Raw genomic sequence first — 12,766 nt, forward strand, 5'->3', positions numbered from 1 at the left:
TGACTAAAATTGTTGGGTGGTGAAATTGGCAGACACGCCTCCTTGTCTCGGTGGTGGGGAATAATGGGACAAACGCAGTTTATTGGGTTGACCACAAATTAATTTTTTGAACTGTAGCTAACTACCCCTTGAAGGTTCGACTCCTTCCCCAACAGCATTTTTTATGAATAATAAGTTAGTTAATCGAGCAATCCTGGATAGGTTGCTCTTTTTCTTTTTAAACTAGTTTTTTTCATAACCCTCCTATATTTATAGATATATTGTTATATTACCCATCAAATTTTATCCGTTAAATGCCTGTGATGAAGAAACGCGTTTCGATTAAAGATATCGCTAAACAATTAAATATTTCCATTACAACTGTATCGTTTGTAATTAATGGGAAAGCAAGAGAAAAAAATATTAGCGAATCGCTTACCAAAAAGGTTTTAGAACTGGTTGCTGAATTAAATTATCAGCCCAATACCCTTGCAACAAGTTTAAGAACAGGCAAAACAAAAATTATCGGATTCTTGGTTGATGATATTTCTGAACCTTTTTTCTCAGGTATAGCGCGCCGAATTGATGAAATTGCTTCGAGCCTTGGTTATAAGATACTTTTTAGCAGTACCAGGAACGATACCGAAAAGGCAATAGAACTGCTACAGATTTTTAAAGACAGGCATGTTGATGGCTATATTATGGCCTTGCCTGAGGGTTTGGAAGAAGAAGTTAAAAAATTGATTCAAACAGAGGCTCCAGTAGTACTATTTGATCGGTATGTACAGGATGTTAAAACAGATTATGTAATAATCGATAACCTAAGCAGCACCTACGAAGCCACAGCGCACCTCATTAAAAATAATTATAAAAAAATAGGTTTTGTAACCATCGATACCTTACAGCAACAGATGGTAGACCGTTTGGCCGGCTATGAAAGCGCTGTAGAAAAATATAACTTGCCGGCAATTGTAAAGAAGATCAAATATGTAAATTCTGCCGACTCAATTGAGGAGATGATCAAGTTTTTTAAAGCGGAGAAACAGCTAGATGCGGTAGTTTTTGCAGCCAACTATATTTGTTTAGATGGCTTAAGAACTTTTAGGAAACTAGGGATTCAGATCCACAAGGATATGGCAGTTGTTTCTTTCGATGATTTCGAAATCCTGGAGTTTTGCGAGCCTCCGGTTACGGCTATTGCACAGCCTCTCGAGGCCATTGCAGAAAACGTGATGAAAATTTTATTGAATAAGCTCAAAAAAGCCGGAAAGTCTGTCGAAAATACGCAGGTATCGTTACCTACCATCTTAAACGTTAGGGGCTCAAGCGCAAAAAAATAAGCAATAAAAAAGGGAATAGATTTAAATCCATTCCCGTTCGGTTTATATTTTACACAGATTAAACTGTCATTACATCTTTTTCTTTGGCCTCTGCATGTTTGTCAACCTTAATGATATAAGCATCGGTTAACTTTTGCACTTCGCCTTCACCTGTTTTAATCTCATCATCAGAAACACCTTCGCCTTTCAGTTTTTGAATTTTGGTATTGGCATCTTTACGGATGTTGCGGACAGTAATGCGGCCTCTTTCGGCTTCTTCCTTCACTTTTTTCACTAAGTCTTTTCTACGTTCTTCTGTTAAAGGCGGCACAACCAGACGGATAACAATACCATCATTTTGTGGATTGATACCAATATTGGCTACTTGAATAGCTTTTTCAATTGCAGTTAAAAGTGATTTTTCCCAAGGTTGGATTACGATTGTTCTGGCATCTGGCGTATTAATACTAGCTACTTGTGATAATGCTGTAGCGGCGCCATAATAATCCACGAAAATACCATCCAACATTCCAGCTGATGCTTTGCCAGCTCTGATTTTAGTTAATTCAGATTCACAATGATCGATAGCTCTGTCCATTGCAGATTGAGCATCCATTAATTGTAATTGTATGAGGTCGTTCATAATTGTGTGTATTTCTACAAAAATAATAATTTTTATTCCTTATTTAACCAAGGTTCCAATAGGTTCGCCATTGGCGATTTTCATGAAATTGCCATGTTTGTTCATATCAAACACAATAATCGGCACTTGGTTTTCTTCGCAAAGGGTAAATGCGGTCATATCCATTACATTAAGCCCCTTATCGTAAACTTCCCTGAAAGAAATTTCTTCATATTTAGTGGCCAATGGATCTTTCTCAGGGTCGGCTGTATAAATCCCATCAACACGTGTTCCTTTTAAAACAACATCAGCTTTGATTTCGATAGCGCGCAAAGCTGCTGCAGAATCGGTTGTGAAGTATGGATTTCCCGTTCCTGCACCAAAAATAACCACACGGCCTTTTTCTAAATGGCGAACAGCTCTTCTGCGGATAAATGGCTCACAGATCTGCTCCATTTTAATGGCGGTAAGTAAACGTGTTTTAATACCCACTTTTTCTAACGCATCTTGCAGGGCCATAGAGTTGATAACGGTTGCCAACATGCCCATATAATCGGCCTGTGCCCTGTCCATCCCACTTTTTTCGGCGCTTAAACCTCTAAAAATATTTCCTCCTCCAATTACGATTGCGATTTCTAAACCTTTATCGTGCACGGCTTTGATATCTTCTGCGTATTGTTTAACGCGTTCATTATCAATTCCATATTGTTTGTCGCCCATTAGCGATTCTCCGCTAAGCTTTAATAGGATGCGTTTGTATTTCATGACCTCAAAAATATTAACATTTTTTTAATACCAAGCTATGCTTTTTAATAATTGATGTAAATATTTAAATAGAAATGCTCATTTAAAGAAAAAGGAACAATAAATAAAATATTGTTCCTTTTGTGATATCGTTTTTATGGTGTTTGGCAGGTCTTTGGACTTATATCGTTTCGCCTTTAAATATGACTTCTTTTAAATTCAGATCATCATCAAGTACCAATAAGTTTGCCTGATGCCCGGTTTCTATCGTGGCAGTAAGATTTTCTATTCCGATCAATTGGGCAGGGTAGAGCGTTCCCATTTTAACTGCATCATTTAAGCTGATATCACAATGTAATGCACAATTTCTGACCGCTTCTAACATGGTGAGCGATGAGCCGGAAAGCGTACCATCGGGCATCACATATTTATTGCCCTTTTGAACATGCTGATATGGCCCTATTGAACAAGCAGTAACCGCATCGGTGATGAGGAACAAACGTTCTCTTAATAGTTTTTGAGCAAACTTTACTACTGCAAAATCTACATGTTGCCCATCGGCAATAATACTGGCCATAGCTTTGTCGTGGCTAAAAACAGCGGTCGGAATACCCGGTTCACGGTGATGGATTGGACTCATGGCATTAAAAAGGTGAGTAGTGGTTTGGATGCCTTTGTTATAAGCACTAGTTGCCTCATCAAAAGTTGCATTACTATGCCCTAATGAAACCACAACACCATGGTCTAGTAAGTGTTGGATGACTTCATCATCCTGGATTTCCGGCGCTATCGTCATCATTTTAATTACACCATCACCAAAATCAATCAGTTTCTTAATTTCATCCAGTGAGGCTTTACGTACAAAGGCAGGAACATGGGCACCTAAGCGTTTCGGATTTAAAAACGGTCCTTCTAAATGTAAGCCCATAAAGTTTTTTGCAGATGTACGGTGTTCTTTAGCTGCTTTGATACATTCATCAAAAACTTCAGGAGAATTTGTTGCCATGCAAGCTAAAAAGCCTGTAGTGCCTTTTTTAAGCAGGTCATTTTCCATGATACTTAATGATTCGGTGCTTGGCTCGGCTGAAAATAACCTATCGCCGGCACCATAAATCTGTAAATCTATAAAACCTGGTATAACAAGCGAAGGGCTGGTTTCTTTGTTGCTGCTTTCATTAATATTGGAAATTAGAGCACCATTAATTATGATGTCCTGATTTTTTTTTAAATCGTTGCCCTGGAAATAGGAGATATTGGAAATTACTTTAGGCATATCAAACGTTTGAGTAAATTTAATCTTACACGGTCAAAGTTAAATATTGTAGGTATATATTTGGGTAATAAGATAAAATAACCAAATGAATGAAAATCAGTCTAATAGAAGAGGTTTTTTAAAGGCCGGACTCACTTTAGGTGCTGCTGCTTTGGTAGCTCCAACAATGGCGATTGCAGCTGTACCCGCTGAGGAAGAAGGTTTTAAAATTGCAGTAGGTCCTTATCTCCAAACCAATTTCAATAATGAAATGACCATTCTTTGGTTAACCAATAAAAATGCTGCAGGTTGGGTAGAATTTGGGGAGCAGGCTGACCAGCTAAGTCAAAAAGCATATGGAAAGGCCGAGTTGGGCTTGATGCAGGCTAATAGTAAGTTAAATGCTGTAACGCTCAAAAATTTAAAACCAGGAACAAAATATTATTATAAAATTGTTTCGAAAGAAATTAAAGACTTCCAGCCCTACAAATTAACCTATGGTGTAACGGTAAGCAGTGCTGTAGAGGAATTTGTGAATGCCGACCGAGCGAAAGAGGAGGTTTCATTCTTAATGATGAATGATACGCACGATCGCCCAGAATCAATCCCTCAATTGTTAGGGCTGGTTCAGGACAAGAAGCAAGACTTTATTTTCTTTAACGGAGATATATTCGATTATCAAACTGATGAGAAACAGATTATCGAACATATGCTCCAGCCTTGTGTAGATAGTTTTGCAAAACGTATCCCTTTTATTTACGTAAGGGGCAATCACGAAACAAGAGGTAAATTTGCACGCGAATTTCCGCAGTATTATATGCATGTTGGCCACGCAGCTTTTACCTTAGGGCCTGTTCGTTTTGTAATTTTAGATACTGGTGAAGATAAAGAAGATGCGCATCCAGTATACGCGGGTATTGTAGATTTTGATGATTATAGATTTCAACAGGCTGAATGGCTGAAAACAGAAATAAATTCAAGAGAATTTAAAAAAGCACCGTTTAGAGTTGTGATGATGCATATTCCACCACGCTTTTCCGGCGATGCGCATGGACCAAAACATTGCACTGAGCTATTTGAGCCATTGTTAAATCAGGGTAAAGTAGACTTGGTTTTAAGTGGCCATACTCATAAGTACATGGTGCACCAACCTGATAAAGCATTAAACCATTACCCTTTAATTATTGGTGGTGGCCCGAGGACAGGGACAAGAACAATTACCAAGATAAAAGCTGATAGAAATAAACTTGTGGCGAGTATGCTCGATGATTCGGGTAAGGAAGTTGGTGCTTATACTGCTTTGAGGAAATAGGTAAAACTTAAGCGATCGTCATTTCGAGCGGCCCCGATAGCTATCGGGTGCAACGGAGTCGAGAAATCTATCTAGAGAGCGTTTCAGTCGAGATGACGATGTCTTCTTCTATTGAAATGCGTAATGGTATTGGAATGGAGAGAGGAAGGGAATTGTAGGAATACCACGCATAAAAAAAGCTCCCAAAATTTTTTGGGAGCTTTTTATTATTCTAGAAGTGCTTATGCACCTAATTGTACACGTTTGAAAGCAGATACTGTTAAACCTTTAGAAGTGTTATCTAAATATTTACGCACATCCATAGCGCTATCTTTAACAAACTCCTGGTTTAATAAAGTACTGTCTTTGTAGAATTTATTCAATTTACCAGCAGCAATTTTCTCAACCATTTCTTCTGGTTTGCCTTCTTGACGGATAACGTCTTTAGCGATCTCAATTTCACGTTCGATAGTAGCAGGATCAACACCGTCTTTATCAACAGCAACTGGGTTCATTGCAGCAATTTGCATGGCAACATCTTTACCAGCTTCAGTAATATCTACGCCATTAGCGCCTTCAAATACCACTAAAACACCCATTTTACCATTAGAGTGGATATAAGAAACGATTTTTTCGCCAGATATATTTGCGTACTCTTGAATAACGATTTTCTCTCCGATTTTACCGGTTAGTTCAGTTATGGTTTCGGCAACTGTACGTCCATCTTCCAAAGTAATCGCTGATAATTCTTCAGCAGTAGCAGGATTGTTGGCAACTGCTGCAGCTAAAACGGCCTGAGCTAGATTACGGAAATCTTCAACTTTAGAAACAGGTTCAGTTTCGCAAGCTAAAGCAAGTAATTTACCATTTGTGCCATCCGCTGAAACATTGATTGATACCAGACCTTCAGAAGTAGCATTACCAGAACGAGCGGCAGATACTTTTTGACCTTTTTTGCGCAATAAATCAACAGCAGCTTCGAAATCGCCATTAGCTTCTACTAAAGCTTTTTTGCAATCCATCATACCAGCACCAGTTTGTTGGCGTAGTTTATTTACATCAGCGGCAGTAATTTGTACTGTAGACATTTTATTTCCTTTTTTAAATTTTACAATCTTGTTATAACAATTACAGGTTACAAGTTACAAGCGCCAAGTTAAACTCATGTTAAGCCAACTTAAAACCTGAAACCAGTAACCTGCAATTAAAAAAATATTACTATTCTTCTGTTTTAGTTTCTTCTGATGCTGACGCTTCAACTTCTGCCTCAGCAGCTTTTTTACGTCTTGGCTCTTTTGCTTCTGGAGCATCAGCGGCAGCTTTAGCAGCTACTGCTTCTTTTTCAGCCTCATCATCTTTTTCGCGTTTACGCTCATCTAAACCTTCTTCAATAGCTTTGATAATTACATCAGTAATTAAAGAGATCGATTTTGTAGCATCATCATTCGCCGGGATAGGGAAATCGATGTTAGAAGGATCAGAGTTAGTATCAACCATCGCAAAAGTAGGGATGTTTAATTTTAACGCTTCAGTAACTGCGATGTGCTCTTTCTTAACATCAATTAAGAACAAAGCTGCAGGTAAACGGTTTAAATCAGCAATACCACCTAAAAGTGATTCTAATTTAATACGCTCACGTTGAATCATTAAACGCTCTTTTTTAGATAAGATCGAATAAGTACCGTCTTTAGTCATTTTATCGATGTTAGACATCTTTTTGATTGACTTGCGAACAGTAGCAAAGTTAGTTAACATACCACCTAACCAACGCTCGGTTACGAAAGGCATGTTTACTTTTTTAGCTTGTTCAGCTACGATTCCTTTTGCTTGTTTTTTTGTTGAAACAAATAATACTTTACGTCCTGATTTTACGATTTGTTTAATCGCAGCCGCAGCTTCTTCAGTTTTAGTTAAAGTTTTATTTAAATCTATAATGTGAATTCCATTACGCTCCATGAAAATGTAAGGAGCCATTTTTGGATTCCATTTACGGGTAAGGTGACCAAAGTGTACACCTGCATCCAATAAGTCTTGATAAGTTGTTCTTGCCATTGTCTTTGCCTCCTGTGATTAACGTTTACTGAATTGGAATTTCTTACGAGCTTTAGCACGTCCTGGTTTTTTACGCTCAACCATACGCATATCACGCGTCATTAGGCCTTTAGCACGTAATGCAGGTTTTTTCTCCGCATCTAGTTCAACAATCGCTTTAGCAATAGCTAAACGAACAGCTTCTGCTTGTCCTTTTACTCCACCACCTTGAACATTTACAGTGATATCATAACGACCTACAAGTTCAGAAACTTCTAAACTTTGGTTTACGATATATTGCAATGGTAAAGTTGGGAAATATACTTTGTGATCTTTACCGTTAACGGTAATTGCGCCAGCACCATCTTTTAAGTAGATACGTGCAACAGCTGTTTTTCTTCTTCCTGAAGTGTTAGTAACTGACATTTCTTAAAGTTTAATGGTTTTTGGAGATTGAGCTGCATGAGGGTGAGTTTCACCAGCATACACAAAAAGATTGGTGTATAATTTTTTACCCAATTTAGTTTTCGGTAGCATACCGCGTACCGCTTTCTCGATTACACGTTGAGGGTGTTTCGCCATTAACTCCTTAGGAGAAATAAAACGTTGACCACCTGGATAACCAGTATAAGAAACATATTGCTTTTCGCTGAATTTGTTTCCTGTCAATTTAACCTTGTCCGCATTAATAACGATAACGTTATCTCCGCAGTCTACGTGTGGGGTGTACTCAGGCTTGTTTTTACCACGGATGATCATAGCGATCTTCGATGACAAGCGCCCCAAAATCTCGCCTTGCGCATCAACAACAATCCACTGTTTGTTAACAGTTTTCGCATTGGCCGAGACAGTTTTGTAACTTAACGTATTCACTTGCTTGTATTTAATTTATTAAACAATTTATTATTCCCATTAAATTTGGGACTGCAAAGATAGATAGAATACTTTTATTATCAAATAGTTGGTTGAAAAAAGTTTTGCGTTTTTACCTGGCGATCATGCTGAATTTATTTCAGCATCTAATAGGCTGTATCTTTTTAAGGTTGTGAAAAGCAAAGCCAGAAATTCTTTGGTTGGTTTCAGTCGGGCTTTACGATAAATCTTTTAAATAAATTTTGTCGTTATGAGGTACAAAGAATCTGTTTCATCGGTTGCAGATTCTTCGTACCCCAGCGTGAGATTATGAAAGAAGGTACACCATATTAAATCTTCATGAACGTTTTACTATGAAAGTAAACGAATATCCTCTGTTTTGTTTTCTATTTAAAAGAATCATTGTAAGCCTTGATCAATTTCTGTATTGATTGAAAACTATAATCATTAATAGATTTAAAGGATTCAATTAAATCGGGTCTATCGCTAATTAGGTCAAATAAACTTTGTTGTCTTTCATTTCTTGATGAAGTGAAAACTCCATTAGTTTTTACTCTTAATAATGGAGAGTTACCTTTTGAAACATAATAGTCAACATGAGTAAACTGACCCGAAGACCTGTAATAACTAAAAAAATCTACCTTACCTTTTTCCCATATTTTTAAATAAACAGTATCTGTAGTATTTGGTAAAGCTTTCCTTGTAAAGGTGGATTTAATTTTTTCTTTGTAGTATTCCCTTATCTCACTATTATCAATCTTAACAAACGATTTTTCACCTGTTGCTCTTATTTTTATGATTTCTTTCCCTAAAAGGGCCTGTTCGCGAATTTTTCCTTTTATGGTATCGCCATTTAGCTTAATAATGTAATCGTCTTGAGCATATATTATTTTGCTGAATGCTAAAGTTAGGAAGATGATAATAAAGATTTTTTTCATTTTAATTGAAGTTCAAGGCTTAGTATTTGTTTAGTTACGATGTTATTGTGAGGGGTTAATTGAAAATTCAATAATAAATTTAGTGTTAGAGGTTTTGAAAAGTTATTTAATTAGAGACCCTTTAGCTTGGCCAGTTTTTCCTGCAAATCGTTATCAGCATTTTCAGATCTTTTTATTGGTTTTTGAGTACGCAAAAAATAATACACTTAAGGTTGTGAGTAGGGGAAATGTATCCTTTCATATTATCTGATTAAAGTCTAAAATAGTATTTTCTTAAAAAATCACAAATCATCAGGCATATAGCCAATCCTTTTTCTCGGTCCAATTTTCTTATCGATGAGTCTATCCAAGTAGGTAAAAACCAATTCGATGTTTTTATCATGACTATTCAGCGTCTTTTTAATCTCTTCGATTTCAAGTTTGAGCTCGCCATTATCAACAATAAATTGACGGATGCGAGAAAAAATTCTAACAATCTGGATATTCACTTGAATAGCTTGTTTGCTGTTTAATATACTCGAAAGCATGAGTATACCATGTTCGGTAAAAACATTGGGTAAATAGGTTCTTCCACCTCTTTTACCTTTTGAGGTCACAATTTGTGACCTCAAAGATTCCCATTCTTCACCGGTTAGCTGGAACATGAAATCTTTGGGGAAACGTTCTATGTTTCGGCGGATACTTTGATTTAAAACCTTGGTTTCTACTCCATAAAGCTCGGCCAAATCGCTATCGAGCATCACTTTAAGACCTCTTAGCTCGTAAATTTTATTAAATACAATATTGTCAGGGATGATAGGAAGCACTTGTTTCGCTGTCATATCATTTTTTGGATTTGAATTGAAGATACAAAAAATAGATGCTTTAAACCAAAATTGAATCTATAATTTTTTTGATCTTTTCTTCCCTTTCTGCATAATTTCCACTGATCTGAATATAGTTTATTCCACGTTTTTCAAGCTCATCCTTAAAGAGATTAAACATTTCCAGGCGCCTATCTCCAAAATCGCGGAGATGATCGGCTACCCATTCTACATCAATATCCAATAGAAAATATAAATCGTACCTGATTTCATTTTCAAGGTCGTTTAGGATATCCGGAATCTCATTTAAATAGTATCGCGAGTATATTTTTGTCGTAATTAAATCAGTATCACAAAAAATGATTTTATTCGCAACTTTGGTTTTTTCTTTTACCCTTTCCGTTTGTGCTGTCCCGATTTTGATAATGTCATCAACAGTAATATCGTTCGAGGTAATTAATTCGCGCGCAACTTCCGGAACGAAGGTAGTTTGATAATGCATAGCCATTTTTTCGGCCATGGTCGATTTTCCTGTGCTTTCTGGTCCGTAGAAACAAATCTTCTTTACAAAATATGGCCGGACTTGTTTTGGGATAAATTCCCAATATTGAAACGGATGGTTTCTGATTAGTGTTGCTGAAACGGGAATGGATTTTCTCGGCTCGTCAAATAAGATGTGTTCGGCTTGTAAGTTAAATGCAAATGGTGCTCCATAAAACTCGGAGCTAAAAAGAATATCAATTTTTGGATAAACCTCCCGCATCCTGATCGCCCAGGTATTTGTCCTTTCATCCAATAGCAGGGTTTCATCATCAAAATCATCAGCAATAATGGCCGGTTTGATGTTGATTTGATCTTTAAAAATTTCCTTGATCCATTCAAAACGTAAAACCGGATCAATCCTGTCTGCAGGAGTAAAACTCATTGATACAATCAGCTCATCGCAATGTGATGCAGCAAAATCAATAAGCGCAATATGCCCATTATGAATAGGCATAAACTTGCCAATCACTAATCCCCTTTTCATGCGGTTTTTGAATAGTTTCTGTATTCTTTTATCCAATGCCATAAAGCAAAAGCAGCAATGATGGTAAAAATTAAATACTCTACCCCCATAAACTTGATGCCTTTTAAAAAGTATAAATAAGTAGCTACTACATCAATGATCAGCCAGATAATCCAACATTCTACTCTTTTCTGGATCATTAAAAAAGTGGTAATTACACTCATTACAAAAATAAATGAATCGACAAAAGGATAAGCGCTAGGTAAATTAAATAATAGTGGCAGCCAGTTGTGTAGCTGACTGGCCAGGGTTCCCATCAGCAATGTGCCAACAATACCTATAGCCAATAAGGTTAAAAACTGCCTTACAGGCATAAAACTAATTTTAAGTTCTTTGTTTTTGTCTTCTTCTTCTGGTTTTGGATTTGTCCATCGCCACCAGCCCATAATGTTGGTTATAAAAAAGAAAGCCATCAAAAACATATCAGGGTAAAGCTGGTTTTGGTAATATAAAAAGGCCGATAAGAATACATTAACAATGCCAGCGGGCCAGCTCCAAACGCTGGCTTTTGCTGAAAGAATAACTGAAATAATCCCCGTAATTACCGCGAAGAATTCCAGATAGCTCATTTTATATTCAAGAACCGTGAAAAATATACTTTTGGCATCGAAAAAATCCATCTTTTCTTTTTTGAAGATCTACAAAAAGCTAATGTAAATAATTTATTTGCGGCTCTTGGTTTTCTGTTGGCAAACAATCCAAAAATATAGCTGTTATAAGAATATCCATTGGCTAATCGCCGTATTTATTAACCACAAATTTCGTTTATGCAGTATATCGACCAGATTTTCGGTTATCCAATCCCTTTGTTTTTTAAGAACCTCATTATAGGGGTAATAGCAGTATCTCTTGGTATTTTAATCAAGTTTATCATTCACAAAACTTTCATCCTGCTTTCGCGTTGGTGGGATTTTATCATTATAAAATCGACAGTAAAGCATTTGAGGAGACCTGTAGCTATTTTTATTCCCCTGTTGCTCCTTAATTTTTCGTTAACGCTGATGGAGATGGCGCCAACATATCGTCTTCCAATAACGAAAATATTAGAAATTGCCCTGACGATTACTTTTGCACTTATTTTGGTGAGGACAATTAACGTTTTGGAAGATTATTTCTACCTGAAATATGATCTTAACAAAGAAAATAACCTAAAAGAACGTAAGATCAGAACGCAGTTGCAGTTTGTTCGAAAGTTTATGGTTTCGCTTATTGTTTTAATTACTGCTGCTATTATTTTATTGAGTTTTGAAAGTATGCGTAAAATCGGAGCAGGGCTGCTTACCGGGGTTGGTATCGGCGGAATTATTATAGGCTTTGCAGCGCAGAAGTCGCTCGGCAATTTATTGGCCGGTTTTCAGATTGCCTTTACCCAACCGATCAGGATTGACGATGTTTTGATTGTGGAAGGCGAATGGGGTAAGGTTGAGGAAATTACTTTAACCTATGTGGTGGTTAATATCTGGGATCAGCGGCGGTTAATTTTGCCGATTACCTATTTTATTGAAAAACCATTTCAAAACTGGACCCGTGTTTCCGCCGATCTGCTTGGAACGGTTTTTTTATACCTGGATTATACGATACCTATTGAACCGATGCGACAAGAATTATCCAGGTTATTGAATGCTAATCCACTTTGGGACAAACGTGTAAATGTGGTACAGGTTACCGATAGTACAAAAGATGGCGCCATCGAAGTCCGATTTCTGATGAGTGCTTCTAATTCTTCAAGGGCTTTCGATTTACGTTGCCATGTAAGGGAAGCTATGATTTCGTTTATTCAAACAAATTATCCTGAAAGTTTACCGAAGAAGAGATTGGAGTTTGAGAAACAGTAATTACATGTCATAC

Annotated in this window: 14 protein-coding genes and 1 tRNA gene; 4 read left to right on the forward strand and 11 right to left on the reverse strand. The window is 37.0% G+C overall.

Going from position 1 to position 12,766, the window contains the following annotated elements:
- The first annotated feature begins 10 nt into the window (after positions 1 to 10).
- Together AC07VK_RS08385 and AC07VK_RS08390 are read left to right on the forward strand one after the other, a co-directional pair.
- Positions 11 to 155: transfer RNA gene (locus AC07VK_RS08385), tRNA-Asp, on the forward strand.
- 147 nt (positions 156 to 302) lie between these two features.
- On the forward strand, positions 303 to 1,319 hold the full coding sequence (locus AC07VK_RS08390; protein ID WP_492963699.1) for a LacI family DNA-binding transcriptional regulator: 1,017 nt from the start codon (positions 303 to 305) through the stop codon (positions 1,317 to 1,319).
- 58 nt (positions 1,320 to 1,377) lie between these two features.
- Here AC07VK_RS08390 and frr read toward each other — a convergent pair whose 3' ends face one another.
- From frr to nagA, 3 genes are all read right to left on the reverse strand, one after another.
- Positions 1,378 to 1,941 (reverse strand): ribosome recycling factor, encoded by a 564-nt coding sequence (gene frr, locus AC07VK_RS08395; protein ID WP_029279059.1) that lies wholly within the window; start codon positions 1,939 to 1,941, stop codon positions 1,378 to 1,380.
- Positions 1,942 to 1,980: 39 nt separating this feature from the next.
- Entirely contained in the window at positions 1,981 to 2,685 is a 705-nt protein-coding gene (pyrH, locus tag AC07VK_RS08400; RefSeq protein ID WP_086548079.1) for a UMP kinase, read from the reverse strand.
- Between the two features lie 160 nt (positions 2,686 to 2,845).
- Positions 2,846 to 3,937 (reverse strand): N-acetylglucosamine-6-phosphate deacetylase, encoded by a 1,092-nt coding sequence (nagA, locus tag AC07VK_RS08405; protein ID WP_492963701.1) that lies wholly within the window; start codon positions 3,935 to 3,937, stop codon positions 2,846 to 2,848.
- 85 nt (positions 3,938 to 4,022) lie between these two features.
- On the opposite strand from nagA, the gene AC07VK_RS08410 reads away from it, so the two are divergent.
- Positions 4,023 to 5,228: a purple acid phosphatase family protein gene (locus tag AC07VK_RS08410; protein ID WP_492963703.1), complete on the forward strand. Its 1,206-nt coding sequence runs from the start codon at positions 4,023 to 4,025 to the stop codon at positions 5,226 to 5,228.
- Between the two features lie 221 nt (positions 5,229 to 5,449).
- Here AC07VK_RS08410 and tsf read toward each other — a convergent pair whose 3' ends face one another.
- The 8 genes from tsf to pnuC form a co-directional block, all read right to left on the reverse strand.
- Positions 5,450 to 6,295, reverse strand: a complete 846-nt coding sequence (gene tsf, locus AC07VK_RS08415; protein ID WP_492955995.1) for a translation elongation factor Ts — start codon at positions 6,293 to 6,295, stop codon at positions 5,450 to 5,452.
- Positions 6,296 to 6,425: 130 nt separating this feature from the next.
- Positions 6,426 to 7,259, reverse strand: a complete 834-nt coding sequence (gene rpsB / locus AC07VK_RS08420; protein ID WP_057931874.1) for a 30S ribosomal protein S2 — start codon at positions 7,257 to 7,259, stop codon at positions 6,426 to 6,428.
- Between the two features lie 18 nt (positions 7,260 to 7,277).
- Positions 7,278 to 7,664, reverse strand: a complete 387-nt coding sequence (gene rpsI, locus AC07VK_RS08425) for a 30S ribosomal protein S9 (RefSeq protein WP_029279076.1) — start codon at positions 7,662 to 7,664, stop codon at positions 7,278 to 7,280.
- 3 nt (positions 7,665 to 7,667) lie between these two features.
- On the reverse strand, positions 7,668 to 8,111 hold the full coding sequence (gene rplM, locus AC07VK_RS08430) for a 50S ribosomal protein L13 (RefSeq protein WP_010602007.1): 444 nt from the start codon (positions 8,109 to 8,111) through the stop codon (positions 7,668 to 7,670).
- A 386-nt stretch (positions 8,112 to 8,497) separates the two neighbouring features.
- Positions 8,498 to 9,049 (reverse strand): hypothetical protein, encoded by a 552-nt coding sequence (locus AC07VK_RS08435; protein WP_492963705.1) that lies wholly within the window; start codon positions 9,047 to 9,049, stop codon positions 8,498 to 8,500.
- Between the two features lie 281 nt (positions 9,050 to 9,330).
- The gene (locus tag AC07VK_RS08440; protein ID WP_492963707.1) at positions 9,331 to 9,870 is read right to left on the reverse strand and encodes an ORF6N domain-containing protein; all 540 of its coding nucleotides are present in this window, start codon (positions 9,868 to 9,870) and stop codon (positions 9,331 to 9,333) included.
- A gap of 43 nt (positions 9,871 to 9,913) precedes the next feature.
- Complete coding sequence (locus AC07VK_RS08445; protein WP_492963709.1) at positions 9,914 to 10,879, reverse strand: AAA family ATPase; 966 nt, start codon at positions 10,877 to 10,879, stop codon at positions 9,914 to 9,916.
- Positions 10,876 to 11,538 (reverse strand): nicotinamide riboside transporter PnuC, encoded by a 663-nt coding sequence (gene pnuC, locus AC07VK_RS08450; RefSeq protein ID WP_492963711.1) that lies wholly within the window; start codon positions 11,536 to 11,538, stop codon positions 10,876 to 10,878. Before pnuC ends, AC07VK_RS08445 begins: the two co-directional genes overlap by 4 nt.
- 147 nt (positions 11,539 to 11,685) lie before the next feature.
- Between pnuC and AC07VK_RS08455 the strand changes: the two genes are divergently transcribed.
- Positions 11,686 to 12,753 carry a mechanosensitive ion channel family protein gene (locus AC07VK_RS08455; protein ID WP_492963713.1) on the forward strand — a complete coding sequence of 356 codons (1,068 nt, stop codon included), beginning with the start codon at positions 11,686 to 11,688 and terminating at the stop codon, positions 12,751 to 12,753.
- Positions 12,754 to 12,766: the final 13 nt, after the last annotated feature.

It is taken from the genome of Pedobacter sp. GW821-FHT01D05 (assembly GCF_059422505.1).